This window comes from Pseudonocardia sp. GCM10023141, from assembly GCF_042653605.1.
This window is the reverse complement of sequence record NZ_JBHSIR010000059.1, coordinates 66996-91465: the sequence shown is the minus strand read 5'-3', so window position 1 is coordinate 91465 and position 24470 is coordinate 66996. Positions and strand designations below refer to the sequence as shown.

Here is a 24470-nt window from a genome sequence, read left to right as displayed (position 1 = left end):
GTACTCACCGCCCTTTCGGGGTGCTGTTGGCGGACAGAAGATGTGCGGGCAGCCAACAGAGCAGGACCACCGTGCAGGCGATGAGGACCAGGCTCTGGACGTCCAGAACGGCCGCGAGCAGGAACAGCGCGAACCCCGACCACAGCAGCCGCAGGGTGATCCGTGCGCCCTGTTGTCGCAGCCGTGCGGGATTGGGCTTGCGCAGCTCCTGGGCGAGTTCGGGGTCCTCCACGGCGAGTTGCTGCCCGAGTGCCGCCAGCTCGCGACGTTGCCGACGGGTCAAACCGGTCGGGCCGACCGGTCCGCGGCGTCGGGGTGTCATCGGGGCTTCCTGGTGGAGGAGTCGAGGTCGATGCCGAGTTGCACGGCTGCGGGGAACAGTGCCGCGATCAGCACCCCTGCCACCGTCAGCGCCGGCACGTGCCAGATCGCGGCGCTGATCACCATGGCCAGCCCGGCGATCAGCAGCGACCAGCCGATCACCGCCCCGAGTCGACGCGCTCGACCACCGTCGCGGCCACCTCGCGTGCGCGGCCGTGGCGTACTCAGGTCGCGGGCCAGTGCGGGGTTCTCGGCGGCGAGGCAGCGCCCGATCTCGTCGAGTTGTTGCTGCTCACTCTTGTTGAGGGTCATGACCAACCTCTCCTTGCAGCGATAGGGATTCGTGCCGGTGCGAGCCACCGGCGGCACGGGTGGGTCGCACTCGCGGATCAGGCGGGGGGAGCATTGCGACGCCGGTGCGGCACGAGCAGGGACAACCAAGGCAGTCATCGGCGCCGCCAATCCGTCACTGCGGCCATCGCCAAGACGACGGGCGGCATCAGCGACGGCGCCAGGCAGCCGATGACGACCAGGTCGCTGTCGGGGATGAGGAGGCCGGCGATGATGAGCCCGACCGATATCGCCACGAAAGAGCCGGCGACCCATCGCAACGACTCACCGTCTGGCACCGGCCTGGATGAGGTCAGCAGTCCCGCCAGCCGGGGATCGGAGGCGCGCATGGCCTGCCCGGTCTCGCGCAGCTCGCGACGCTCGTGCTCCGACAGGCTCATCGCCGGTCACCCGCTGACCCCAACGCGCGGCAGGCGACACGCCGATCGGTGGATACCGCGAGGGGAAACGGAACGATCAGGGGCCTCATCGCCCGCCTCCTACCCACAGAAAATCTGTCGGTAGGAGCTATCAGCCCGGATCCGGGCGGGTATCGGCGAGCCCCATCGCCATCGCTCCGCAGGCTACGCTCGTCGGAGCCGGGTGTGAAGATGTGGGGCCGCGCAAGTTGTGATGAGCGGGTGGTACCGCGGACGCCGCAATAGCACCCGGACCGGCGTCGCCTGACTCAGAGCCTACGGAGCGACACTGCAACGGCGCCCGTGCCGGTACGCCCCGGTCAAGACGCCGGGTTAGCGCGGCCCGGCCGACGCGCCGACCTATCCGGCAATCATCCGAACTCGCGCGAGAGGCGCTGTCGATCTTCGGGTCAGCAGTCACGGCGCGTTGATCGTCATCGGACCAGACCCGGCAGAATCGCCGGGGCCGGCAGTAAGGATCTGCGCAGTCGTGTCGATCACTCGCTCCATAGAGGACTGTGCCGGTCCACGAGTTGGTCCACGAACTGCCGCACGCTCATGCCTTTGTCGCCCAGTTTGCCGCTGGGTGTGAGACACAATGCCCACGAAACCGGCTATGCCGTCACTGGCGTCGCAACTACGGATCAGATGGCTCGTCGGCATATGTCGAATCGGGCGCCCAGCCGTCCCTCCACGCGCGGTGGCGAGCAATCATTTGGACCTGTTTGGAGGTGTGCCCGTGCGCAGTTCATGAAGTGGTCACGCGATTCGTGAGCCCCTTGTAGGTGGCCCGCCATTTGTCGTGTCCGTGTAGTTGCGGCGCTCCCGTCGGACGACGAATCCCCAAGCCGCCCGCAGTCACGCGGCGCGTTCTGTCGTGACGATCCACTGGCCCCACCGGCACCGGTGAACCCCTCGCAGCGCTACTGCGCCCCGGGAACGCCGGCTCCAACACCGCCGCGGATCACCGCACCGCCATCCGCGCCGCGCTGCGCCAACTACCGTCGCATCGGGCCGGGAACCGGCCCGGCCGCAAGATCCTCATCCGGGTCGACGGCGCGGGCGCCACCCACGAACTACTCGACCGGCTTGCCCGACAACGGCTGTCCTACTCGGTCGGGTTCGCCCTGACCCAGCCCCTGCTCGACCAGCTCGCCGCGCTGCCGGCAAGCGACTGGCAGACCGCCGACAACGCCGACGGCGAACCCCGACCCGGAGCGTGGGTCATCGAGGCCACCGGCCTGATGTCGTTGACCAGTTGGCCGGCCGGGATGCGGGTCATCGTGCGCAAGGAGCGGCCGCACCCCGGCGCGCAGCTGCGGCTGACCGACCCCGACGGGCACCGCTACACCGCGTTCGCCACCAACACCCGCCCCGGCGGACCACATCGTCAACTCGCCGACCTCGAACTGCGCCACCGCCGCCGCGCGCGGGCCGAGGACCGCATCCGCGCCGCGAAGGACACCGGGCTACGCAACCTGCCTCTGCACGAGCTGGACCAGAACCGGATCTGGCAGGCCATCATCGCGTTGGCCTGCGAGATCACCGCCTGGACCCAGATGCTCGCCTTCACCGAACACCCCGCACGGCGGTGGGAACCCAAACGGCTCCGGCTACGAATCTTCTCCCCGCCCGCTCAGGCTGCCCGTCACGCCCGCCCTGTCGTGATGCACCTGCCCGCCCACGCCCCCTGGGCCGGGCTACTGCTCGACGGCCTCGAACGCCTGCGCGCGCTCGCCGTCCCCGGTTGAACTCCACCCCGCCCGTCTCGACGACCCGGGAACCCCGACCGGATCAGTGGAGCCGGCGCCCCGAGCGACCTCGGCCGAACTGTCACATCCAACGGGCACAATGCCCTCACCCACCGGCCAGCACCGGTGTTGAACATGCCAGCACTATGGGACGAAAGATCCGGGCTAGGTGATCATGCCCACGAGAATCCCCGCGCTCATCCCTACGATTACGTTCTGATCGTTGCGATCGCCGATAGGGCCACTGATTGCCGTTGAGCATCCTGACCTGCGATAACAGATGCTCGGTGATCACCGGTGAGCCCCCCGGAGCAGCGGACGCGAGAGCCGTCAGGTCGTGGGTTCGAACCCCACCCGCCCCACCACGAGCTACCAGCGATTATGAGGTATCTGAAGAGTTCGAGGACCTCCTTCATGACACGCTCCTAGGCTGGTCGGCAGAGCGTCGGCGGCGCGAGCCGCGCCGGTCTTCTGGCGTAAGCGAGGCTGGTCGAGATCCGAGCGAGCGGAGCGATCGTCGTCATGTGGGCGTGTCACAGCTGGCTGGACCTGGGGTGATCGGCTGGGCGCGATCGGGTCGGTGGGGATTCGGACTGTGTGGCTGTGGCCGGCGGCTCAAGTCACCGGTCGTAGCCGCAGACCGCTGAGGTTCATGACCGCCGGCCCGCGCAGGTCGTGTGCCCGCACGGACAGGGTCGTGGAACCGGGCGGGAGTGCGATCCGCCCCAGCGGAAGCCATGGTGACGAGCTAGTCCAGGCGCCGGTGTCGTGCACGGTTGCGAGCAGTTCGTCACCTCGGCCGGAGCCAACGGTGTAGGCGCTCCCGGCTGATTCTCGGGGGCATGCGTATCGGATTTCGACCTCGTAGTGTCCGCGGTCCTCGACGTCCATGTCCCAGGACGGGTGATCGGCCGGGTCGGTCCAGTCGATGAGCACCTGCTGGCCGTCGATGTCCTCGACGCAGCGCAGTGCTCGTCCGTGCAGGGTCGCGCTGTCAGCGGGCAGGTTCAGCGTCGCGTCGGGACAGGGCGCGACGCCGGCGGCAGGCTGTTCCGGCCGCCACGCCTCGGGCCATTCGCGCATCCAGGAGTAGGCGTCGGGCGAGACGGGGTAGCGCACCTGGTTCCAGGTGAAGGGTCCGTCGTCGACGGGTAGGAACGCGCCGTGGTCGAATCGGACGAGTGGCGACTGGAAGTCGTCGTAGCAGTAGAGGGCCTCGGCGTGCGGGTCGACGAAGCCCCGCATGCGGTGGATCAAGCCGGTGAAGGTGCTGAAGAAGGTGCCGGCAAACGTGTGGGCCTTGGTGGCGACGAGTTGGGTGAGCAGCGCGTCGACCGCCTCGCCGCGCTGCGGGAGGTTGCTCACGCAGTCGCGGGCCGCGGCGTCCTCGCGCAGGTGCTGGTCGAGGAAGACCGAGTGGCGGAAGTGACGCTGGATCGGGCCGAAGATCTCCTCGCCGGCCGTGCCATCGGTGCAGATCACCAGTGGTGTGTCGCGGTCCATGTGGGTGGCGAGGTTGCCAACGACCTCCCACCCGTGGGTTGTTGCGGCGCGGGAGATGCCGCGTCGGGAGAGCTCGTTGGTCAGGAAGTCGCCGCGGCGCAGGTGGATGGCGTTGTAGGTGCCGAGTCGGGCGGTGATCCGATCGGCGGCGTCGCGGTAGGCCTGCTTCGGACGGACTTGCCGCATGAGGTCGGCGACCTCGTGGCGACGCTCGTCTTCGAGGTAGAAGGACGTCGAGTAGTTGCCGAGGGCCTCCGTGGTGATGTGGAGGTCTCGGTCATCGGTCGCGATGGATCCGATCGTGTGGACGTGGCTGCGCCCGTTGCGGAAGGCGGCGAACTGGGCATCGTCGCGGGGTGGAACGGGGCCGTCGCAGATCACGGACTCGTAGATCGGCTCCCAGTCCCAACGGGCGACGTCGGGTACGGAGACCCAGGTCTTGAGCAGGTGCTCGTCGGACGACGCGACGGGCAGGTCGAACAGGTCCGGAACCACCATCGGCGCGAGAACCCGGTCGTCGTCGGGATCGATCGGGTGCCGGCGCGGCATGCGGAAGCGGTAGGGAACCAGCACGCGGCCGGTGAGGTGGGCCAGCACGACAGCGATGTCCAGCGACATCCTGTTGTTGCTGTACCCGGAGTAGTAGCCGGGGAAGAACAGCCGCCGGGCGTCGGTCACGGTCGTGCGGGTGCCGTGTGCGTGGGGGCGGTCAGGTCGGTGACGAGCGATGTGGGGAAGCGTTCGGGGCGCCCGTCGAAGGCTTGCTGGGCATAGGGACCGTCCCGGTCGACGTAGTGCAGGAAGACCTGGCCCATCGTGTAGCCGGCGAACGGTGCCCGCCAGTGGTCGGTGGCGCAGCCGAGGTAGACCGCGCCGTCGCCTTCGTCCATGTCGACGCGGTCGTCGGCGCCGAAGCAGAGGCTGCCGTCGCCGCCGACTCTGCCGAGATGGATGGAGACGCTGATCTCGCAGGCCTGACGGTCACGGTGGCGGATCAGGCCGTCGCCGCGGAAGTAGAGGCGGGCGTAGCTGTAGGTGGGCACGAGGTGGCAGCCGGAAATCTCCTCGATCCGCGGCCGCAGGTCCAGCAGTAGCGCGTCGGTCGTCGCCGACCCGGCGACGCTGGCCGCGGTCGGGACGTGGTTGTCGCGGAAGGCCTCACCGCGCCACTGGTTGAGCAGCAGCGTCGTCCAGAGCACTCGTGCGAGCGATGGTTCGAGCAGGCCTTTGCAGGCGACGTAACCGCGGTCGCGCAGCTCCTGGTTCACCGCGCGCACGCTAGCATCGGCGCGTCGGATCCTCCTGCGGCCTCGCGCCAGCTGCGCCAGCCGAGCAGCGAGCGCGACGCGGTCCAGGCCCCCGTCCTGGGTCGCGACCAGCCAGCCCGGCAGCGGCGGGTGCCACCATTCGGAGTAGACGATCACGCCATGCGGGTTGAGCTGGCCGGCGAAGTAGCCAAGTGAGGACCGCGACAGCACCAGGATGTCGGCGGTGGCGAAGTCGTCGAGCACCTCCTTCGGGTCGACGTTGGCCACGACCTCGACGTTCGGCACCGCCGCGAACTCCTCGAGCGCGATCTCGGCCGGATCGACAGTGCCCGGTTCGTCGAGGCGGAAGTAGATGCCCTCAGCGCCGGGCTGCAGGGTGACTGCGTGCGGTGGCACCTCGGTGTGGATGCGGATCACGAACGGCAGGCCCTGCCGGGCCAGCTCGTCGGTCAGCGTGGCGAGGACCTGCAGGTAGTAGGCGTTGGGCTGCAGGCGCTCGTCACGGTCGTGGCGGCCGGTGAAGCTGTTGTCGCCGCGCCGCAGGTGTACGCACACGCGAATCGGCCCGGTGGGGCGGTGATGGCGGTAGGGGCTGACGACGCGGATGCGGGAGCAGGCCTCCGGCACGTGGTCGGTGTAGTTGAAGGGATGGCATGCCGACACCAGCACCGGCCGTCCGGTCGCGGCGGCCCGTTCCCGCAGCTGCTCGATGTCGTGGGGCGTCGGGCCATGGATCGTGACGACCTCGCAGCGCTCCCGGTCGAATTCGTCGGAGGGCAGGGTGAAGAACGCGTTGAACCGGTCAACGAAGTCGGGTTCGAGGTGCCCCTCGAGCAGCGGCATGAGGCCCTGGTATCCGACCCGGCCGAGCGGCGTGTGCACGTACCTGATGCCGAGGTCGCGCGAGAGGGCCCATAACCCGAAGATCCGCTGCAGCTGCGACCCGACGCCATCGGAGTTCGAGTTGTCGTAGGTGACGGCGACCTCGCCTGCCGGGGCGGCCCCGCGGTCGTCCGGGCCGCGGACCAGCGAGGGAACGGTCTCGACGACGCCGCCCAGCGAGGGGGAGGCGAGTACGACGCAACCCCGCCGGGCGCCCGCCTCCTCCGCGGCACTCGCGGCCGGGAAGAAGGTCCGCCACCCCGGCAGCCGCGGCAGATAGGCGAGGGTCAGTGCCTTGCCCGGGCCGTGGTTGTCGTAGCCGTACCCGGGATCCGTGGGGACTTCGAAGTCGTCGATCATGACTACGGCGTTGGCCCAGCTCTCGGCGATGATCTCCAGTTCCTCGGCCAGCGGCAGGTCGTCGTCGCCGTGGGCGTCGAGGTAGAACAGCGCCGTCTCCTGCCGCGCCTGCGGCCGGGCGGCCAGGTCCCGGAGGAAACGGCGGGAGTCCCCGCAGGTGACCGCCACCTCTGCGTGCACGGCCAAGCGACGTCGGCAGTAGGCGGCCAGCCGGGGGATGAGCTCTACGGTGGAAACCGGGACTCCGCAGACCACGGCGAAGAACGCGGTGCTGGACCCGCGGTGGGTGCCCGTCTCGACGACGTGCTCGAACCCGATCGCCGCGTGCAGGTCCCGGACGATCTGCTGCCGCTTCGGTTGACCGTTGAGCGGGCCACCCCACGGGTCACGCAGCGCGGGTCGGCGATCGTCGAGCCACGCTCCGAGTCGGGGAGGGGCGGCGACGATGGTGTCGTACCAGCGTTCCAACGGAGCCACTACAGATCCTCTCGGGCGCACCGGATCCGACCTTCGGTGGTCGCAGACGCTAGCCAGGCACGCCACGATCCGCTAGCGTCCGCGCTCGCCGTGTCGGGCATTCCGCGACATGCACGAGGGGTGGGACCAGCCGGCGTGAGCGACACCCTCCTTCAGCTGCGCTGGCAGGGCCGGTTCGGTAACCGCCTCCTGCAGTACGCCTACGGCGCCACCTACGCCCGGCGTACCGGCGCCGAGTACTGGTTGCCGTCGGAGTGGGAGGGCACGCGGCTGTTCGCACCGCAACCACACACCGTCGTGCCCGACGAGGAGATCCGGCGCGCGCTGGCGGGTCCAGCTGATGACGGCCCGGCCGGCAACGACGCGCGCATGGCCGTGGTCCGCACCCGCCTGCCCGGCGCCGAGCTGGTCGACGTCGAGTCGGTGCCGCAGCCGTACGAAGGGCGTGGCCACGACTGGTGCCACGGCAACGGGTGCGCCTTCAACCCCGCGGTCTACGCCGGGCTCTCGCGCCAGCACTTGCAGTCGCTTTGCGCATTCAGCGACGAGGTGCAGAGCCTGCGCTGCTACCAGCGCTACTCCGAGATGCAGGGCCTCTACGACGTCGCCCACCTGCGGCGTGACGACATCGCGAACCCGGAGTACAACCGCACCCACCCTCAGGGGTATTCGGTGGTGGCGAAGGAGTCCTACCTCGCGGCCTTCGAGAAGTTCGGCTTCTCACCCGACGAGGTCCTGTGGGTGTCCGACGACCACACGGGCCGGTGGCACGTCGGGCGGCCGGTGCGCTACCAGGCCGGGTGGAGCTACCCCGTCGGCTCGGAGTATGTCCCGGGCATCGTCTTCGATTGGCTCGACGACTTCCTCAAGCTGTATTTCGCGCGCACCATCTTCCGGGCCAACTCGTCGTTCAGCTGGTGGGCGGGGTTGCTCTCGCCGACCGCGCGCGTGCTCAGCCCGGTGCTGGACCGGCGGCACATCTATGGGGTCGACGGGATGGAGGAGATCACGGTCGACTTCGTCGACAACAACGACGCCCCCTGGTTGACGCGTGATGACCGCCTGCAGTTCGATATCGGGATCGGTGAATGAGCGTATGATGCCCGCGGCCCACAGCACGGCGTCGACTGGAGAGTGACATGACAGCACGGCGTGTCCACGGGGTGCGCTTGGAGCGTGCCGCCGACGAGCTCCTCGCGATCCGGCCGGAGTCGTCCCAAGCCCACGCGCTCAACCAGAGCGCGGCAGCGGTGTACGAGCTGTGCGATGGCGCCCACTCAAAGTCGGACATGGCCGCCGAGATCCGTCGCCGGACTGGGCTCCCGGCCGACGAGTCGATCGTCGATCTCGCGCTCACCGAGCTCGCCGACTCCGGACTGATCGTCCTCGAGACGCCGCAGAGCCCGCGAGTCGTCAACCGTCGGTCGGTGATCCGGGTCCTGGCCATCTCGGGCGCGGCAGTCGCGATGCTGCCCATCGTCGAGCTCCTGGACTGGCGCGCCGTAGCCCAGGCGTCGCCGGGCCACGGCCCCCAGCCGCAGCCGCCGACGCACCCCGAGCACCCGACGCACCCCGAGCACCCGACGCACCCCGAGCACCCGACGCACCCCGACCCCCACTGCCCGACGCCGACTCCGACCCCGACGCCGACGCCGACCCCGACCCCGACGCCGACCCCGACGCCCACGCCGACCCCCACGCCGACCCCGACGCCCACGCCCACGCCGACGCCGACCCCGACGCCCACGCCGACGCCGACCCCGACGCCCACGCCCACGCCCACGCCGACCCCGACGCCCACGCCGACGCCGACCCCGACGCCCACGCCGACGCCCACACCGACGCCGACCTTCCTGTGAGCCGGGTTGTCGTCGATGCTCGGTGACGATCTCGTCGTCGTGACCGGCGGGGGTGGCTTCATCGGGGGCCACCTCATCGCCGATCTCCGCCGGCGAGGGGCACGGGTCCGCGCGGTGGACATCAAACCGCTCGACGAATGGTGGCAGCGGTTCGCTGACGTCGAGAACGTTCGCCTCGACCTGCGGGAACGGGAGGCCTGCGCGGCGGCGGCGCGCGGTGCCCGGCAGGTCTTCAACCTTGCCGCAGACATGGGCGGCATGGGGTTCATCGAGACCCACCGCGCCGAGTGCTCGCTCTCCGTCCTGATCAACACCCACATGTTGCTGGCGGCGCGGGACCAGGGCGTCGAGCGGTACTTCTTCGCATCGTCGGCGTGCGTCTACGCGGCAGGGAAGCAGTCGGTCGCGGCCGTGACCCCGCTGCGGGAGTCCGATGCCTATCCGGCGCAGCCCGAGGACGGGTACGGCTGGGAGAAGCTGTTCAGCGAGCGCCTGTGCCGACACTTCACGGAAGACTTCGGGCTGGCGACCCGCGTGGCGCGCCTTCACAACGTCTACGGACCACTCTCCACCTACGATGGCGGTCGGGAGAAGGCCCCGGCCGCGATCTGCCGGAAGGTGGTCATCGCAGCGATGCGCGGTGAGCGGGACATCGAGATCTGGGGCGACGGGGAACAGACCCGCAGCTTCATGTTCGTCGACGACGGCGTCGAGGGCATCCGGCGACTCATGGACGGCGACGTCTCGACCCCCGTGAATGTCGGCAGCGCCGAGCTCGTCTCGATCAACGACCTCGTCGACATCGTCGAGGAGATCGCCGGAGTCCGGCTACGCCGGCACTACCGCCTCGACGCCCCGGTCGGGGTGCGCGGCCGCAGTAGCGACAACACGCTGATCCGGCAGGAACTGGGATGGGCGCCGGAGATCCCGCTCGTCGAGGGCATGGAGCAGACCTACCGCTGGATCCACGACCGGATCCACGCGCGCGAGCGCGCCCGGGTCACGGCGTGAGCCCATCCGACGACGCTGGCTCCGGCCGCTCGCCCTCGTGGAACCACATCGTGACCGCGAAGCGGCTGTCGGCGAAAGCGTCCGACTCCGTATGCACCGGCCGCACCTCATGGAAGGCGGTCGACGGGAACAGGACGAGGCTGTTGTCCTCCGGCGTCACCGTCGTCCAGGAGGCCGCCCCCGTCGTGCCGGTCGGTGTGTCCCAGGTGTCGTAGAGCCGCAGCTCTCCGCCGCGGTAGCGGCGCGGCCTCGGGTGGAAGTAGTAGACGCACGAGATCCGCCGCGTCGCCGCGACCGGGTGCCCGGTGTCCACATGCGGGACGAAGAACCCTCCCGGGCCGTGCGCGGTGAGCTGACGTTCCAGCTTGCCAAGGGGGAACCAGTCGATGCCCAGCTCCTTGCGGGCGTAGGCGAGGACGCCCCGCAGCGGTCCCTCGAACAGGTTCCAGACTTCCTCGAACCGCCCAGGCGGCAGCGTGCGCGACTTCCTGGCCTCGTGGTCGACGTTGTTCTTGCCCGTCGTCCCGACGACACCGGACTCGGCGAATTCCGCCTCCCACCGGAGCGCGTGCTCGAGCAGCTGATCCCGATCGGCGCTCGGGAGGAAGTCGGACAGCTGCACGTACGGCGTTGCGATGAGCCGGCGGAACGGCGTGGTAGGCCGGGCGGGTTCGCTGTGCAGGCGTGTTCGGGCGGCGCCTGCGAGATGGTCGGTAATGCCGCCGGCCTCGCCGGTGAGCGCATGGACCGCGTAGCTGACGTGGGCCTCGTCGACGAGGTCGAGCAGGTGGGCGGCGGCGCCCACGGGGTCCGGCCATGGTCCCTGCAGGGTGACCAGCGTGGGCTCGACGACCGCCACCACGTTGGTCAGCCGCGTGTCGTCTCGGGGCCCTACCATGGCGTCGACCAGCGGCAGAGCGCTGCGCCGACCCGACCGGACCGAGGGCCGCCACACGTCAGCCGGCGGTCCACCGCAGGCCAGGACCATCCCGAGCGGTAGCGGCTCCGCGATGACGTCGTTCTGTATCAGGCGGAGGTCTCGCTGGCGTACGCCGTCGATCTCCAGCGGCACGCGGTAGGGATGGATCCGGCCTTGCCGATCGAGCACGGCGAAACGGTCGGAGTAGTAGACTGCTCCGCGCCGCACCAGCTCGGCGACCAGGTGCGAGATGGCTCCCGCCTCCCGGCCCGGAATGACGATGGCCAGCCCCCGCCAGCCGACTACACCGCCGTGCACGAATGTCATGTCGGCACAGCCGCGGGCAACAGCTGTGTCGATGTCGCGCGCCAACCAGTCGACGAGCGCCTCGGGCACGTTGGTGGCGTAGACGTCGAGCCCCTCGACCGTGACCACGTACTCGGGGGCAGTCTCGTCGACGACGGAGACGGCGTACGTCACCACCGCCGCGGCCGTTGACCCACTGACGGTGAGCTCCGGTGCTAGCGCTGCCCGCACCTGACCGGCAAGCCCGAGACCGGTGCGGTCGACGATCTGCACCCCGACGCCGTAGCCCACCCCCAGCGACTGCGGGACCTCGGTCTGCGTCGTCACCATCCACGGATTATGACCGACGTCGTGACGCGTACGAGTGTCGAGGTCGAACCCTCCGCCTCCGACGCGTTTGTTGCGGTTGTTTCGCGCAGCGAGGCTCGGCTGCAAGCCGATGAAATGGGCGCGGCAGGGAGGCGCCGCCGGCTCGTCGCCTTCCGAGGTGGCCCGTGACGCCCGTCCTCGACACACCCCCGATTCCCGGGAGCTGGAGCGCCGCTGTGTGCGGGACGTGGCCTTCCGGGTGATTCACCGGTGGGCACCGGCCCGATCACGCCACGATCGCCCGGTTCCGGGCTCGGCACGAGACGTGGGCGAGGGCGTCGAGGTGCTCCTGGTCACGCGAGATGAGCCCGACGGAGAAGCCTTCGGCCAGCGCCAGCCCGACCAGCATCTGTGGATGAGCACATGGGAGCGCAGCACCTGGGACACCCACGTCGGCTACGTCGATGAGCACATCCGCCCGCTGGTCGGCACGGTGTGGATCGCCGCGGCCACCGGATGCGGATCAGGACCGCACGCCTGCCTGCACCAGCAGGGGCATGACCTGGGCCCCGAACTGCGCGAGTTCGTGCTCGTAGTCCAGGAAGCCCAGGATGACCCCGTCCATACCCGCCTTCGACAGGCCGGCGAGCTCGTCGGCGACCTGCTCGGGTGTCCCGATGATGGGGTAGCCGCCGTAGCCGAGGACGAAGCGCTCCTGGAACTGTCGCAGCTGGGTGCCGAAGGACTGGCTCTGCAGGCCGAGGACGGACATCAGGTTGTTCGCGCCCTCCCGGTCGCCCGCCTCGAGGATGCGGTCCCGGACGGCTTGTGCCTCGGCTTCGGTGTCGCGGCAGATCACGAAGGCGTAGGTGAGGATGCCGATCTGCCGCTGGTATGCGGTGGCGGCGAGCTCGCGGACCCTGGTGGCGTACGCGGCACCGTTCTCCAGGGTGTCGACCGTGGCGAAGTTGAAGTCGACGTGCTTGGCCGAGAAGTGGAGGCCGGCGGGCGAGTTCCCGGGTGAACACGGCTCGGACGCCGTCGGACTCGTGAAAGGTCGCCGGATCTGGGTGGAGCAGCATCGGGGCGTGGGGGCTCCTACCAGCGCCCGTCCGGCTCACTGCGCAGTAGATGGGCGCGTGACACGTCGTGGACACGAGTCCAGGGATGCCGGCGATCGGCGTGAGGCTGTTCGCGCTGAGCAGTGGTGGAGCTGCGTGCTCGTCTCGGCTAGGGCAGCAGTACGAGCGACGGCACGTGTCGTGATCGGACGATGCTGAAGTGACGGTGGTCCAGGGTTGCCACTGCGGGCAGCTTGAGCCGTTCTGCGAGGGCGATGACGGACTCGTCGACCGTTCCGAGTGGCAGATCGGCGTAGGTGGCGACGAGCTCGGCGACGCGGTCGACGGGACCAACAGCGGTCCGGGATGGTTGGCCAGGAGGTCCCGGCAGCCTTCGTGGTGATCGTCGCGGTCGTTGAGCAGGGCCACGGTCGGGCCTGTGTCGACGACGATCACGCGCCGGCTCCACCGCCGGTGGGGTCTTCGCGCAGGATGACTGAACGCCCTGCCGGAACCGGCGGGCGAGCCGGGCGTCGTGGGCGGCGAGTTCTCCGGTCCGCACGGGCTGCTCGTCCCGGTACACGCGTTCGCGCTGATGGCGCAGGCCTGGCTGGGCCGCGACGGCGATGTCGATGAGCTCGAGGCCGGGCTGTGCGCCGTCGCCGTCCGGCAACGCGGCTGATCACCGGCGCAGCCCGCGCATCGCCGGGCCGCTGCGGCGCGCGGATCTCTGCCTCGACAGCGACGGGGCGTGCGCCGTCGTCGTCACGACGGGTGCCGCGCTGCCCGCGGCCCCACTCCGGGTCCGGATCGCCGCCGCTGCGCAGTGGGTCGACCCGGGCTACGAGCACCTGTTCCTGCGCGGGGTGCTCCCGCCCCGACCGCCCGCAGGCGCCGTCACCGCATTGCTCGCGACCGCCGGGCTGACCGTCGCCGACCTGCAACTGCTCGGTACCCACGACAGCACCTCGTTCAGCGTCGTGCTGGACGCGGAGTCCGTCGGGCTGTGCGCGCACGGTGCCGGTGCGCGCTGGGCGCTCGCGCCCGACGTCGTGTGCAACCCCTCGGGCGGGATGCTCGCCGAGGCCTACGTGCAGGGCATGAACACGCTGGTCGAGCTCGTGCGACAGCTGCGGGGAACGGCCGGCAACCAGCAGCCCGGCTGCCGCAACGCGCTCCTCACCGGGCCTGCCGTCTCGTCGGCGGCGCTGCTCGTCGCTGACGGACCGCCATGAGCGACGAGGCCCGGATCGCTCCTGGACCGACCGCTCACACCGACGCGTTCTGGGCGGCCGCCGCACGCAACATGCTCGTGCTGGCGCGCTGCCCACACTGCGGGGTATGGCTGCATCCTCAGTGCGAGACCTGCCCGCACGGCCACATCGCCCTGGTCTGGACCGCGGCGTCGGGCCATGGCATCGTCGTGGCGGCGGCGACCGTCCATCGCCCGGCGCACCCGGCCCGACCAGCGCCGTACGTGGTGCTGGTGGTGCGCCTCGACGAGGGCCCGCAGCTGATCGCGAGCCAGCACGGTCCCGGCGCGCTCCGCCCCGGCGATCGGGTCCGGGCGGTGTTCGACGGAACCTGGCCGCTGGTCCGGTTCACCCTCGACGGAGCATGACTGCTACTGCCATTCCAGCCAGGCCGCGCCGGGGTGGGCCCGACCGAGCACCGTGCCCCTCCGCTCACCGTCGCGCACGCTGACGCGCCCGATGACTCCGGCCACGCCGCCGTCGCGGTTCTCGCGTACCCACGCGTCCGGAACCTCGAGCCCCTGCACGGTGGCCCGCGCCTCGGGTCCCAGCGGCACGAGGGGGTCGACCGACACCCACTCCAGATCGCGGCCGAGACCGGTGAGCAGGCTGTCGAACCGCTGCAGCTCGGCGGGCGGTAGGAAGACGTGGACGTAGGTGTCGACCAGGCACACCAACGCGTCGGCCGGAACGGAGGCGATCACGTCGGGCAGCACATCGAGGAGATTGCCCTGCACCGTGCGGGCCGGCATCGCGCGGGCCAGCGCAGAGGCAGCGGCGAACCGGGTGACAGCGCCCGCCTCGGGCGGCACGCATGCCGCGAGCCAGGCCAGCACTTGCGGATCGGTCAGGTCGAGCGGTTCGACGTCGACGCCGACGCGGTCGGCTATCACGGGGATCCGCGCCGGTACCGGCGGCGCGCCCGAGCGCACGGTGCACTCGAGGCGCACCGGTGCGGTCGGGTCGCCGACGCTGCTCGATGAGCCGTCCGTCGCCCGGTACGTGTAGTGATAGCGATCGAGGTGCAGCCCGAGGCCCGCCCCGGTACCGAGGTCCACCACGGCGAGCGGGCGGTCGTCGTCGGCCGCGATGAGCGCCAGCGCCGGGAGCACGTCGGCCGAGCGGCCCACCTCGTTCATCTGGTAGCGGTGTGCCGCGCACAGCTCCGCGAGGTCGAGATGATGGTCGCGGGCGAAAGCGGCGACCTCCGCCCCGAAAGCGGGATCCCGCGGCGGCTGCGGGCCACCGGGCTGCGGGTAGTGGCGGGCAAGGTCCGTGCCGGGAGCGAGGAACCCCACCGCTGCCGCGAGCAGCAGCGGCGGCAGCCGGTCGGGTGGGATCGCGGCGGCGAGGTCCAGCAACGCGTCCTCCTCGGCGATCGCCGCGAACGTGGCGGCCGTGAGCCACCAGCTCTCCGGGGCATCGGGGGGAGACCACGCGTCGGCGACCGCCCGAGCCTGCTCTGCCACGACCGACCGTTGCGTTCCCGTCATGCTCCCGCCCTCGCTCGCCGGACGCTGATCTTAGCGGCTCGGCTCGACAAAGATCCGTTCTCACGCAGGGTCGCAGGGGGCCCGTCCGACCGGTTCCGGGGACGATCGATCATCTGGCCGATTGTGCAGCAGGGCGAACCTCGCGACGCCGGGCGCCGCCGACACCTGCACCCTGCTCCGGGAGGCAACCCGGTCATCTACGAGACGGTGACGTTGATCTGCGAGCACCTGCAACGCGTCGCACCCTGATCTCCCGGTACTCCGGAACACGATGGGATGACATAGCGGGTTCGGGTCGCCGGCGGATGCCTACGCTGATCGCCCCGAGAAAGGAGTCTCGGCATGTCGCCATCCGAGACTGTCGGGCCGGATACTGCCCACAAAGGCGTACTGGCCCGGCATCCGCTGTTGTTCTTCTTCCTGATCGCTGCCGCCGGCTCATGGCTCGTCGAGGCGCCGGTCATCCTTTCCCAAACCGGGACCGGAATCCTGCCGTTCACCCTTCCCGTGCCTGTGCAGGGGCTGACGATCGCCGCCGCGACCTTCACCGGTCCGACGCTGTCGGCATTCGTCATGACGGGCGTCATCGACGGGCGGGCAGGCGTGCGCCGCTTGCTGCGCCGGTATGTGCAGTGGCGGGTGAAACTCCGGTGGTACCTGTTCGTCCTGCTGGTCATCCCGGCCAGTGAGGTGTTCGGCGCGATCGTCCTGCCGGGAGTCGCAGGGTTCTACCAGTCGCTGCCGATGGCGATGGTCCTGTCCTATCCCGCCGCTTTCGCATCGACATTCCTCCTCGGTGGGCCGCTCGGGGAAGAGCCGGGCTGGCGCGGTTTCGCCCTGCCCCGCCTGCAGTCGCGGCTGGGCCCGCTGGCCGGAGCAGCCACCCTCGGCGTGCTGTGGGCCTTGTGGCACTTCCCGCTTTTCTGGAGTGGGGTGTGGACACCGCTCACCATCCCCAACATGGTCATGTTCGTCGTCATGATCACCGCCCTGACCGTGGTGATGGCGTGGGTGTACAACAACGTGAACGGCAGCTTGCTCATCACGATGCTGATGCACGCGTCGTTCAACACGTTCGCCAACAAGGTCGTGGGCCCCCTGTTCCCTGCCCCGCTCCTGGACGAGTACGGGCTCCTGCCGGAACTGGTCGGCTTCGGGGTGTTGGCGCTGATCGTCGTCGTCGCGACCCGGGGCCGCCTGAGCTACGGCAACCTCCGGCCGGACGAACCCTTCCGTGCCGCGGCGGTATCCACCTGATTCACGCCCCAGCGGGGAACTCTCAGCTGCCCATCTGGCCACCGGTGACCTGGAGATCGCGGGCCGGACGATCGACCTCGGCGCGATCAAGGCGCCCACCTACGTCGTGAGCGCGATCAATGACCACATCGTGCCGTGGGAGGCCGCGTACAAGTCGGTCGGGCTGGTCAGCGGGCCGGTGCGGTTCGTGCTGGGCAATGGCGGTCACATTGCCGGCATCGTGAGCCCACCCGGACCGAAGGCGTGGCACATGGTGACCGAGACGGAGTCAACGCTCCCGCCGAGCGGGCAGGCGTGGCTCAGCGCCGCCGAGCGCCGCAACGGATCATGGTGGGAGGACTGGGCCCGCTGGTCCGACGCGAGCTCGGGTCCCCTGCAGAAGCCGCCACGCATGGGCAGCTGCAAGCATCGGGCCGTCACCGACGGCCCGGGCGGCTACGTGCTGGAGTGAGGTCGCGTGCGCTGGCGGGGCGAGGGTCGGGGATCGGGGATCGGGGATCGGGGATCGCGCAGTGAGAAGACCGTGGTGCGTTCGCGTCAGATCGAATACGCGCTGGTTAGAGCGAGATAGTGGCGGTGTATATCGCCAGACCGTGGCTGCCGGAACGGGGGCGTTCCGGGGTGCTGCTGGTACCGCGCAGTCGGGGCGGGGTCGATGGGTGGTCGTTGAAGCAGCGGTCGCGGAGAGCTTGTGGCTTCCGATACTCGACGCCAGAAGGGTGCACGAGGTCCTGCACCTGCTGGCGGACCTGCGCGTCGCCGGTCGGACCACCGGCCTGCTCGACGAGGTCCACCGCAGGCTCGTCGACGCCACCTGGCTCGAGCACGACGACCTGGCCGAATCGCTGGAACAGATGCGCCGCGGCGAGGGAACCACGCGGGTGGCGAAGCCTTCGCCATAGTCGCCCGGTGCCCTACATCGTCAGGTCCACCCGGGTGGCTGATCGGCAGATCGCCGGCCTTCGCGGGCCACGGCGGAAGGCCTACGGCGAGTTCGAGTAAGAGCTCTCCCTGAACGGATGTGCCGCGCTCGGCTACCGGCTCACCGGCGACGATCCCCTTCCGAACCTGTGCGTGAGGCATCTGCGCGGCAACGATCGGGTCGTCGTCGCGTTCTCCGGCGACGAAGCCTGGGTACTGCTGATCGGCCCGCACGCCGACGGGGACGCCGCCGCGGACGTGTACGGGATGCTGTACGAACTCGCCGGTGTCCCCCGCCCGGCGCAGCCCCGGACGAAGCCGCCCTGCTGCGGCGACGACGAGCAGCCACCCGAGCTCGATGAGACGGCGATCAGCGACCTCGTGCGGCGAGTTCGCTCACCACGCCGGTAGGGACAATGCGAGAGATCATCTGTCCATGGACTTGTCCATGAACTCGCGTCCCACCGTGCATCTGCGGCGGTCGACCGTGCCTCTGCTGCCCGCGTAGTCCCAGGTCGTCTACTCCAGCCGGGTGAGATCAACGACTGGTTGTTGCCAGCCGCGCGGCGTTCATCGTGCCGGTCTGGGGCAGGTGGGCGTCGCAGGTAGGTGATGGCCTGGGTGGTCTGGGCGTTCATGATCCCGGTGACGGGGGCTTCGTAGTAGTTGAGCTGGCCGAGCTCGGTCTGCAGCGTCGTGATCGCGGCGCTGGGCCCGACCGGGGTGATGGTGTGACCGGGGTGACGGGCGTGACCGGCACGACCGGCTTGACGGGGCTCACGGGCGTCACCGGGATGATGTGGTGGGCCGGGATGCCGTTGCCGCCGCGGTGGACGACGACGGTGGTCGGGGTGGTCGGGACCGGGGGCCATCGCGGGGATGAGCCAGGCGTCGGCCGATCGGTGGACCCGCGCGTCAGCCGAAGGCCCACGCCGCCATCCGCGTGAACTCCTCCTGCCAGAACGGGTCGCCATGATCTCCCGACCGTTCGTGCAGCACGACATCCGCACGGGCCTCGCGCAGCGCGTCCGCCCACACCGTCGCGTTCGCCAGGAAGAACGGCTCCTGCGTACCGGCGACGAGGTAGACGCGGGGCAACCCGGTCGGCAGCACCGCGGGAGGTGTGAACCCAGCGCCCGGGGATGCGGAGAAGACAGCGCCGTAGACGCCGGGATGGCGCAGGCCGACGGCGAGGGACAGCTCGCCGCTCGCTGATACGCCGCACACAGCCGTGCGTTCGCCGGAAGTGCGACGCCGAACCGCGATCGCACCCATCGGCGTACGTCGTCGACGAAGAACGCTTCGTGCTCGGCGAAACGTGCTTCGTCGAAGACGGGTGTGTACTCATGCAGCCGACGCATCGCGTCGTCCAACCGGTGCGTGCCGACCACCATCGTCGAGGGCACATCGGCGTCGTCGAGGTCCTCGCCCCACGGCGCGATCAACTGACCATCACCGGCGAAGACGATCGCCTCCGGTCGATCCGGCGGCACGTACACCGTGACGGACCGACCACCGTCGTACGGCAGCACCTGGGTGACGAGTTCGCCCTTCATCAGGAGCCAGGCTCGTGAGCGTCGCACCGCGTGTCAAGCGACTCGGACCGCGAACCCAGCCGGACTGCGCTGCGCTCAGCGGATCGCCGGTACGCGATCCGGATCGTGGGCATGCAGTTGCGGACCTACCGTGATCGGGATCCGAGCGAAGGAGTGACATGGTCGTCGAGCAGGCGTACATCACCGTGGTGGTGGGGAAGGAGGCCGATTTCGAGGCCGCGTTCGCCACGGCCGAGCACGTTCTCGCCGATGCGGCCGGATGCCGGGGGACAGCGCTGTTCCGCGACGTCGAGCAGCCCGGCGCCTACCTGTTGCGGGTGACGTGGGAGCGGCTCGAGGATCACCTCGACGTGTTCCCGGCGAGCCCGGCCGGGCGGGAGTTCGCCGCTCACGTCGCTCATTTCTTCGACGGCCCACCCGAGGTGCGGCACTTCGCCGCCGACCCGGTCACGGCTTAGGCGGCCGCTGTGGACTTCACGATCGACACCGCGACCCCTGCCGTCGAGCAGAGCTTCGCCGCGACGCCGGATCCCCGGCTGCGCGAGATCATGCAGATGCTGACGCGGTACCTGCACGACTTCGTCCGCGAGGCCGCGCCGTCGATCGCCGAGTGGAACGCGGCGATCGGGTTCCTCACGGAGGTCGGGCAGTGGTGCTCGGACACACGGCAGGAGTTCATCCTGCTCTCCGACGTGCTCGGGGTCTCGATGCTCGTCGAGACGCTCAACGGGCACGAGGGCGGCACCGAGGGCACGGTGCTCGGCCCCTTCCACATGACCGGGTCCCCGAAGCGATCACTCGGTGACTCCATCGACCTGCTCGGCGGCAGCCGGCTCTGCGTGGTCTCCGGCACGGTGCTCGGCGTGGGCGGTGAACCGCTGGCGGGTGCCACCGTCGACGTCTGGCAATGCACCGAGGACGGCTTCTACGACGTCCAGCAACCCGACGTCCAGCCGGCCGGGAACGGCCGCGGGTTGTTCCGGACCGACGAGCAGGGCCGGTTCTGGTTTCGCACCGTCGTCCCCTGTCACTACCCGATCCCGACGGACGGGCCGGTGGGGCAACTGCTCGACGCCACCCACCGGCATCCCTTCCGGCCCGCACACGTGCACTTCCTCGCGTCCGCCGACGGCCATGAGGACGTCACCACGCACGCCTTCGTCGCGGGCGGCGCCCACATCGACTCCGATGCCGTCTTCGCGGTCAAGAAGGGGCTGCTCGTCGATTTCGCCGAGTCCACCGACGCCGAACTGGCCGCTCGCTTCGGGGTCGAGGCGCCGTTCGTGCACGCCCGGTTCGACATCGTCCTGACGAAGCGGGCCTGATCTCAGCCGCGGTTCCCGCGCAGTGTCTCCGAGGGAGCCTGCCCGAACCGCTCCCGATAGGCATCAGCGAACCGGCTCAGGTGCGTGAACCCCCAGCGCATCGCGATGTCGGTCACCGATCCGGCCCCGGCGACGAGGTCGCGGTGCACCCGTTCCAGACGCACGGTCCGCAGGTAGGCCAGCGGCGACATGCCCATCTGCTCGCGGAAGCCCTGTTGCAGTCGACGGCCGCCGACTCCGGCGACATCGGCCATCGCTGCCAGCGCCCATGGCTGCTCCGGCGCGGCATCGATCGCGTCGACGACCCGCTTGACGGTGCGCGAGCGCGCCGGCGGTGCCTCCTCGTGGAGGGCCTCGAAGAAGTCGTTCGGCTGTGCTCGCAGCAGGGAGCTGATCACCAGCCGCTCGAGCTGCTCACGATGGACCGCCGAACTCCGCACCAGGCTGTCCTCGCTGTCCAGTTCGGACAACAGCAGCCGCACCAGTGACAGCCAGCTGCGCCCGGCCGGGGCGGTCAGGTCGAACCCGAGTGCGAACCTGACCCATGACGAGATCGGCCGACCGATCATGGTCTCCAGCTCGCTCTCCAGCGAGCGGCGGTTGATCTTGATGCAGAGCTGGCCTGCGTCCGCTCCCCAGCGAGCGAGGAACGTGTGCTCCTGAGGGGTGAACACCGCCGCCATGCCGGGTCGGGCGATGACGTGCTGCTGGCCGCAGTGCGACTCGACGCTGCCCGAGAGCGCGACGTTCACGTGGTAGGCCCCCAACGCGCCGGGATCCAGCCGCGTCTCGGTGCCGAACCGCACGAAGCCCAACGTCAGGTGCGTCAGGCTGGTGGCGCTGAGCAGCGACTGCTGGAGGATGCCGTCGTGTCCGGTCGGCTCGACCAGCGCCGGGTAGAAGACGCCGTTGAGGCTGTCACGGAACGCGTCGAACCGGACCGCCCGGCACAACTCGAAGCCGCCCAGCACAGCGCCACCCAACATGGCGCCACCCAACATGGCGCCACCCAGTACAGGGGGCTCCCGGCCGGCACCCGGCGACACGCGCTCGATCGTCATCGGCCGTGGCGCGCCGTCTCGGACGGAGATTCTCCGTACGCGTGCCGGTACATCGTCGCGAACCGGCCCGGGTGGTTGAAACCCCAGCGGTACGCGATCGCCATCACCGTGTCCTCACCGGCGAGCAGCTCGGCCCGAGCGCGGTCGAGCTTCACCGTGCGCAGGTAGGCGGTCGGTGTGGTGTGCAGCGTCTCCCGGAAGGCGAGCTGGAGTCGACGGGCCCCGACTCCGGCGTGGCCGGCAAGCTCTGACAACGTGTAGTTGACCTGCGGGTTCGCCTCGATGAGGTCGATGATCCGCTTCACGGTGCGGGGTCTGGCAGGTGGTTGGGGACGCAGCAGCGCGTCGAGGTGGTCGTGGTTCTGCACGTGGAGCAGACCGCTGATGAGCAGCTTCTCCAGGTGGTCGCGATGCGTTGCCGACCGTTCCAGCAGGCCATCGGGCCGCTCGACCTCCTCGATGAGCAGCCGGACGACGCCGAGCCAGCCGGCGGCCGCGGCAGTGGTCAGATCGAGGGCCAGTTCGAAGCGGACGTCGGTCGCCACCGGATGGCCCAGCAGTGCCGCGAGCTCGCTCTCCACCGCGGACTTCGAGATCTTGATGCACACCTGGGACGAGTCGGCGCTCCACCAGGGCAGCACCGTGTGCTCGCGCGGGGTGAAGACCGCACCGCTCCCGACCCGGGCCACCGTCTGTCGCCCCCCGCACTCGGAGGCGACCCGACCCGAGAGCGCGATGTTGACGTGGTAGGCGCCCAGTGCCCCCGGATCCACCATCGCCGCGGAGCCGAAACGGAGGAAGCCGATCGTCACGTGCTTCAACCGGGCCGCGGTCAGGAGCGCCGAGCTTAGGCTCGCGCCCCGGTCCAGCGTCTCCACCCGGGCCGGGTAGAAGTAGCTGCGCAGGCTGTCGCGGATGACATCGAGCGGGCCGGACCGGCAGACCTCGTGGTTGACCAGCACCCGCTCGAAACCCAGGCCGCCCGGCACGGTGGCTTCGGACATCGGCTCATCCCGTGCCGCCGGCGTAGTGCGCTCTGCCATGTCGGGGCGCTCCTGTGCGCACATCGGATGTGGTGCTGCCTGCAGGGAATGGTGATGCGGGCCGTTCTGCGGTGTCAAGCAGCGGGCCGGGCGCGAGCGCGTGCGCGGACGACCGGTTGCGCGAACCGGCCACCGCGTTTCGCTTTGCGGCTGCTCGGTCGCGCTACCTGCACCGGGAGTTCGTGAAGGGGCCACGTCCGACGTGATCTGGCTCTCCGGCACGTGCCGGTCCTCCTACCTTCCGCTTGTCGTGACCGGGATCGCCACGTTCCGGACCCGCCGCGAACTCGTCCCGGGCGCAGCCGTCGTGTCGTCAACCGAGGAGATCCCCATGTCGTCATCGCTCAGCGAGGAGCCCACCGTGACCACCGGGCCCCGGTGCCCGGTCAGTCACCTCGCCGAGACGTTCGATCCCTTCACCGACCCCTACCTCCAGGATCCGTACGCCTTCTGGGAGGTCGCGCGTCGGGAGGAGCCGGTCTTCTACAGCCCGTCGCTCGGCTACTGGGTGGTGAGCGGCTACCACGACGTCCGGCAGGTCTTCCGGGACACCGCCACGTTCTCGGCGGCCATCTCGATCACGCCGTTGAAGGAGCTGTGCCCCGCTGCCATCGACGAGCTGGTCAAGGCCCAGATGGTGATGGGTCCGAGCCTGGTCAACGAGGACCCGCCGGTGCACACCCAGCGGCGCCAGCACATCCGTGACGCACTCGTCAGCCCGCGCCGGATCGAGGCGGTGCTTCCCCGCATCCGGGTGCTCGCCAACACCGCCATCGACCAGTTCGTGGAACGCGGCCACGCCGATCTCGTCGCCGATTTCGCCTACGAGATCCCCGCGCTCGTCGCTTTCGCGCTCATGGGGGTTCCCGACGAGGACGTCGAGCGGGCCAAGACGTTCTCCAACCGACTGGCGCTCTTCACATGGGGCTACCCCTCCGACGACGAGCAGCAGCAGCTCGCGAACGGCATGGGCCGGTACTGGACCTACGCCAAGGAGCACGTGCAGCGCCGGCTGCAGGAACCGACCGACGACTACATCAGCGAGCTCATCAAGGTGTGGCGCACCCCCGGCAACGAGGAACTGTTCGACGAGAACTACCTGACGACGACGATGATGAACTTCCTCTTCGCCGGCCACGAGACCACCACCAACGCCACGGCGAACGGCCTGCGAGCGCTGCTGGAACATCGGGACCAGTGGGACGCGCTGTGTGCGGACCCCTCGCTGGCGGGAGGCGCCGTCGAGGAGATCCTGCGCTACAGCTCGTCGGTGATCGCCTGGCGCCGCGAGGTGGTCAAGGACGTGGTCATCGGCGGGGTGGAGATCCCGGCCGGGTCCAAGGTGCTGGCGGTGACCGGCTCGGCCAACCACGACGAGTCCGTCTTCCCGGAGCCTGCGGACTTCGACATCACCCGGGGCAACGCGATCAAGCACCTGGCCTTCGGGTTCGGGCGGCACCTCTGCCTCGGCGAGCGACTCGCGCGCGCCGAGATGCGGATCTTCCTCGAGGAGCTGACCCGACGGCTGCCGCACCTGCGGCTGACCACCGGCCAGAAGTTCGTGTACACGCCCAACACGTCCTTCCGCGGCCCCGACCGACTGCTCGTCGAGTGGGATCCGACAGCCAACCCCGCGTAGCGGGCGCTCCACGAGCGTCGCGTTTCGCCTTCCGGATCGGGCCGGTCTCGAAGCGGCTGGCCGACGGGCCGGATCGGCCTAGCGTCCCCGACAACATCCAGCACCGAACATCTGGCACCGAACATCCAGCACCGAACGAAGGACCT

26 protein-coding genes, 1 pseudogene and 1 riboswitch are annotated in these 24470 nt (G+C 69.7%); of the genes and pseudogenes, 15 read left to right on the top strand and 12 right to left on the bottom strand.

The features are described 5' to 3' along the window. Nucleotides 1–4: 4 nt before the first annotated feature. From ACFPFQ_RS33750 to ACFPFQ_RS33740, 3 genes are all read right to left on the bottom strand, one after another. Nucleotides 5–322 carry a DUF3040 domain-containing protein gene (locus ACFPFQ_RS33750; protein WP_379626212.1) on the bottom strand — a complete coding sequence of 106 codons (318 nt, stop codon included), beginning with the start codon at nucleotides 320–322 and terminating at the stop codon, nucleotides 5–7. After that, nucleotides 319–633 (bottom strand): DUF3040 domain-containing protein, encoded by a 315-nt coding sequence (locus ACFPFQ_RS33745; RefSeq protein WP_379626210.1) that lies wholly within the window; start codon nucleotides 631–633, stop codon nucleotides 319–321. Before ACFPFQ_RS33745 ends, ACFPFQ_RS33750 begins: the two co-directional genes overlap by 4 nt. Nucleotides 634–767: 134 nt before the next feature. Next, nucleotides 768–1052, bottom strand: a complete 285-nt coding sequence (locus ACFPFQ_RS33740; RefSeq protein WP_379626208.1) for a DUF3040 domain-containing protein — start codon at nucleotides 1050–1052, stop codon at nucleotides 768–770. A 114-nt stretch (nucleotides 1053–1166) separates the two neighbouring features. After that, a riboswitch (Fluoride riboswitch) is annotated at nucleotides 1167–1231 on the bottom strand. 729 nt (nucleotides 1232–1960) lie between these two features. Between ACFPFQ_RS33740 and ACFPFQ_RS33735 the strand changes: the two are divergent. Then, nucleotides 1961–2821, top strand: a pseudogene (locus ACFPFQ_RS33735) (IS1380 family transposase); the annotation flags it as partial. Nucleotides 2822–3436: 615 nt separating this feature from the next. Here the strand turns inward: ACFPFQ_RS33735 and ACFPFQ_RS33730 are convergent. Both ACFPFQ_RS33730 and ACFPFQ_RS33725 read right to left on the bottom strand, forming a co-directional pair. Continuing rightward, complete coding sequence (locus ACFPFQ_RS33730; protein ID WP_379626206.1) at nucleotides 3437–5002, bottom strand: O-fucosyltransferase family protein; 1566 nt, start codon at nucleotides 5000–5002, stop codon at nucleotides 3437–3439. Further along, nucleotides 4999–7311 carry a hypothetical protein gene (locus ACFPFQ_RS33725; protein WP_379626204.1) on the bottom strand — a complete coding sequence of 771 codons (2313 nt, stop codon included), beginning with the start codon at nucleotides 7309–7311 and terminating at the stop codon, nucleotides 4999–5001. Before ACFPFQ_RS33725 ends, ACFPFQ_RS33730 begins: the two co-directional genes overlap by 4 nt. Before the next feature lie 135 nt (nucleotides 7312–7446). Here ACFPFQ_RS33725 and ACFPFQ_RS33720 point away from each other — a divergent pair, with 135 nt between their 5' ends. Genes ACFPFQ_RS33720 through ACFPFQ_RS33710 form a run of 3 tightly spaced genes read left to right on the top strand, consistent with a single transcriptional unit; the run spans nucleotide 7447 to nucleotide 10181 of the window. After that, nucleotides 7447–8403 carry a hypothetical protein gene (locus ACFPFQ_RS33720; protein ID WP_379626202.1) on the top strand — a complete coding sequence of 319 codons (957 nt, stop codon included), beginning with the start codon at nucleotides 7447–7449 and terminating at the stop codon, nucleotides 8401–8403. A 47-nt stretch (nucleotides 8404–8450) separates the two neighbouring features. Further along, complete coding sequence (locus ACFPFQ_RS33715; RefSeq protein WP_379626200.1) at nucleotides 8451–9170, top strand: PqqD family protein; 720 nt, start codon at nucleotides 8451–8453, stop codon at nucleotides 9168–9170. 15 nt (nucleotides 9171–9185) lie between these two features. Further along, nucleotides 9186–10181, top strand: coding sequence for an NAD-dependent epimerase/dehydratase family protein (locus ACFPFQ_RS33710; protein WP_379626198.1), 996 nt, complete (start codon nucleotides 9186–9188; stop codon nucleotides 10179–10181). Here ACFPFQ_RS33710 and ACFPFQ_RS33705 read toward each other — a convergent pair. The 3 genes from ACFPFQ_RS33705 to ACFPFQ_RS33695 form a co-directional block, all read right to left on the bottom strand. Continuing rightward, nucleotides 10171–11736 (bottom strand): 2OG-Fe(II) oxygenase, encoded by a 1566-nt coding sequence (locus ACFPFQ_RS33705; protein ID WP_379626197.1) that lies wholly within the window; start codon nucleotides 11734–11736, stop codon nucleotides 10171–10173. The two genes, ACFPFQ_RS33710 and ACFPFQ_RS33705, sit on opposite strands and share 11 nt — an antisense overlap. Nucleotides 11737–12001: 265 nt before the next feature. After that, on the bottom strand, nucleotides 12002–12124 hold the full coding sequence (locus ACFPFQ_RS33700) for a hypothetical protein (protein WP_379626195.1): 123 nt from the start codon (nucleotides 12122–12124) through the stop codon (nucleotides 12002–12004). A gap of 114 nt (nucleotides 12125–12238) precedes the next feature. Continuing rightward, nucleotides 12239–12781, bottom strand: a complete 543-nt coding sequence (locus ACFPFQ_RS33695; RefSeq protein WP_379626250.1) for an LLM class flavin-dependent oxidoreductase — start codon at nucleotides 12779–12781, stop codon at nucleotides 12239–12241. 530 nt (nucleotides 12782–13311) lie between these two features. On the opposite strand from ACFPFQ_RS33695, the gene ACFPFQ_RS33690 reads away from it, so the two are divergent. From ACFPFQ_RS33690 to ACFPFQ_RS33680, 3 genes are read left to right on the top strand one after another with little or no spacing between them, the layout of a single operon-like run. Continuing rightward, a complete protein-coding gene (locus tag ACFPFQ_RS33690) occupies nucleotides 13312–13458 on the top strand; it encodes a hypothetical protein (RefSeq protein WP_379626193.1) in 147 nt (48 codons plus the stop codon). Continuing rightward, complete coding sequence (locus ACFPFQ_RS33685) at nucleotides 13409–14011, top strand: thiolase C-terminal domain-containing protein (protein WP_379626191.1); 603 nt, start codon at nucleotides 13409–13411, stop codon at nucleotides 14009–14011. Before ACFPFQ_RS33690 ends, ACFPFQ_RS33685 begins: the two co-directional genes overlap by 50 nt. Then, nucleotides 14008–14397, top strand: a complete 390-nt coding sequence (locus ACFPFQ_RS33680; protein WP_379626190.1) for a Zn-ribbon domain-containing OB-fold protein — start codon at nucleotides 14008–14010, stop codon at nucleotides 14395–14397. Before ACFPFQ_RS33685 ends, ACFPFQ_RS33680 begins: the two co-directional genes overlap by 4 nt. Nucleotides 14398–14400: 3 nt before the next feature. Here the strand turns inward: ACFPFQ_RS33680 and ACFPFQ_RS33675 are convergent, their stop codons facing one another. Then, entirely contained in the window at nucleotides 14401–15498 is a 1098-nt protein-coding gene (locus ACFPFQ_RS33675; protein ID WP_379626188.1) for a DUF2332 family protein, read from the bottom strand. A 366-nt stretch (nucleotides 15499–15864) separates the two neighbouring features. Here ACFPFQ_RS33675 and ACFPFQ_RS33670 point away from each other — a divergent pair, with 366 nt between their 5' ends. From ACFPFQ_RS33670 to ACFPFQ_RS33655, 4 genes are all read left to right on the top strand, one after another. Then, nucleotides 15865–16779, top strand: a complete 915-nt coding sequence (locus ACFPFQ_RS33670; RefSeq protein ID WP_379626186.1) for a CPBP family intramembrane glutamic endopeptidase — start codon at nucleotides 15865–15867, stop codon at nucleotides 16777–16779. Next, nucleotides 16757–17230, top strand: coding sequence for a hypothetical protein (locus tag ACFPFQ_RS33665; RefSeq protein ID WP_379626184.1), 474 nt, complete (start codon nucleotides 16757–16759; stop codon nucleotides 17228–17230). The genes ACFPFQ_RS33670 and ACFPFQ_RS33665 overlap by 23 nt, the downstream gene beginning before the upstream one ends. 208 nt (nucleotides 17231–17438) lie before the next feature. Beyond that, the gene (locus tag ACFPFQ_RS33660) at nucleotides 17439–17681 is read left to right on the top strand and encodes a hypothetical protein (protein ID WP_379626182.1); all 243 of its coding nucleotides are present in this window, start codon (nucleotides 17439–17441) and stop codon (nucleotides 17679–17681) included. 172 nt (nucleotides 17682–17853) lie between these two features. Next, nucleotides 17854–18111, top strand: a complete 258-nt coding sequence (locus tag ACFPFQ_RS33655; protein WP_379626180.1) for a hypothetical protein — start codon at nucleotides 17854–17856, stop codon at nucleotides 18109–18111. A 504-nt stretch (nucleotides 18112–18615) separates the two neighbouring features. Here the strand turns inward: ACFPFQ_RS33655 and ACFPFQ_RS33650 are convergent. Next, on the bottom strand, nucleotides 18616–18927 hold the full coding sequence (locus ACFPFQ_RS33650) for a hypothetical protein (RefSeq protein WP_379626178.1): 312 nt from the start codon (nucleotides 18925–18927) through the stop codon (nucleotides 18616–18618). 77 nt (nucleotides 18928–19004) lie between these two features. On the opposite strand from ACFPFQ_RS33650, the gene ACFPFQ_RS33645 reads away from it, so the two are divergent. From ACFPFQ_RS33645 to ACFPFQ_RS33635, 3 genes are all read left to right on the top strand, one after another. Then, nucleotides 19005–19274, top strand: a complete 270-nt coding sequence (locus ACFPFQ_RS33645) for a hypothetical protein (RefSeq protein WP_379626176.1) — start codon at nucleotides 19005–19007, stop codon at nucleotides 19272–19274. Between the two features lie 140 nt (nucleotides 19275–19414). Further along, on the top strand, nucleotides 19415–19714 hold the full coding sequence (locus tag ACFPFQ_RS33640; RefSeq protein WP_379626174.1) for an antibiotic biosynthesis monooxygenase family protein: 300 nt from the start codon (nucleotides 19415–19417) through the stop codon (nucleotides 19712–19714). Nucleotides 19715–19723: 9 nt separating this feature from the next. Next, the gene (locus tag ACFPFQ_RS33635; protein WP_379626172.1) at nucleotides 19724–20581 is read left to right on the top strand and encodes a dioxygenase; all 858 of its coding nucleotides are present in this window, start codon (nucleotides 19724–19726) and stop codon (nucleotides 20579–20581) included. Nucleotides 20582–20583: 2 nt separating this feature from the next. On the opposite strand, the gene ACFPFQ_RS33630 is transcribed toward ACFPFQ_RS33635, so the two are convergent. Further along, a complete protein-coding gene (locus tag ACFPFQ_RS33630) occupies nucleotides 20584–21567 on the bottom strand; it encodes an AraC family transcriptional regulator (protein WP_379626170.1) in 984 nt (327 codons plus the stop codon). A gap of 71 nt (nucleotides 21568–21638) precedes the next feature. Beyond that, on the bottom strand, nucleotides 21639–22646 hold the full coding sequence (locus ACFPFQ_RS33625) for an AraC family transcriptional regulator (protein WP_379626168.1): 1008 nt from the start codon (nucleotides 22644–22646) through the stop codon (nucleotides 21639–21641). A 370-nt stretch (nucleotides 22647–23016) separates the two neighbouring features. On the opposite strand from ACFPFQ_RS33625, the gene ACFPFQ_RS33620 reads away from it, so the two are divergent. After that, entirely contained in the window at nucleotides 23017–24324 is a 1308-nt protein-coding gene (locus ACFPFQ_RS33620; protein ID WP_379626166.1) for a cytochrome P450, read from the top strand. Nucleotides 24325–24470: the final 146 nt, after the last annotated feature.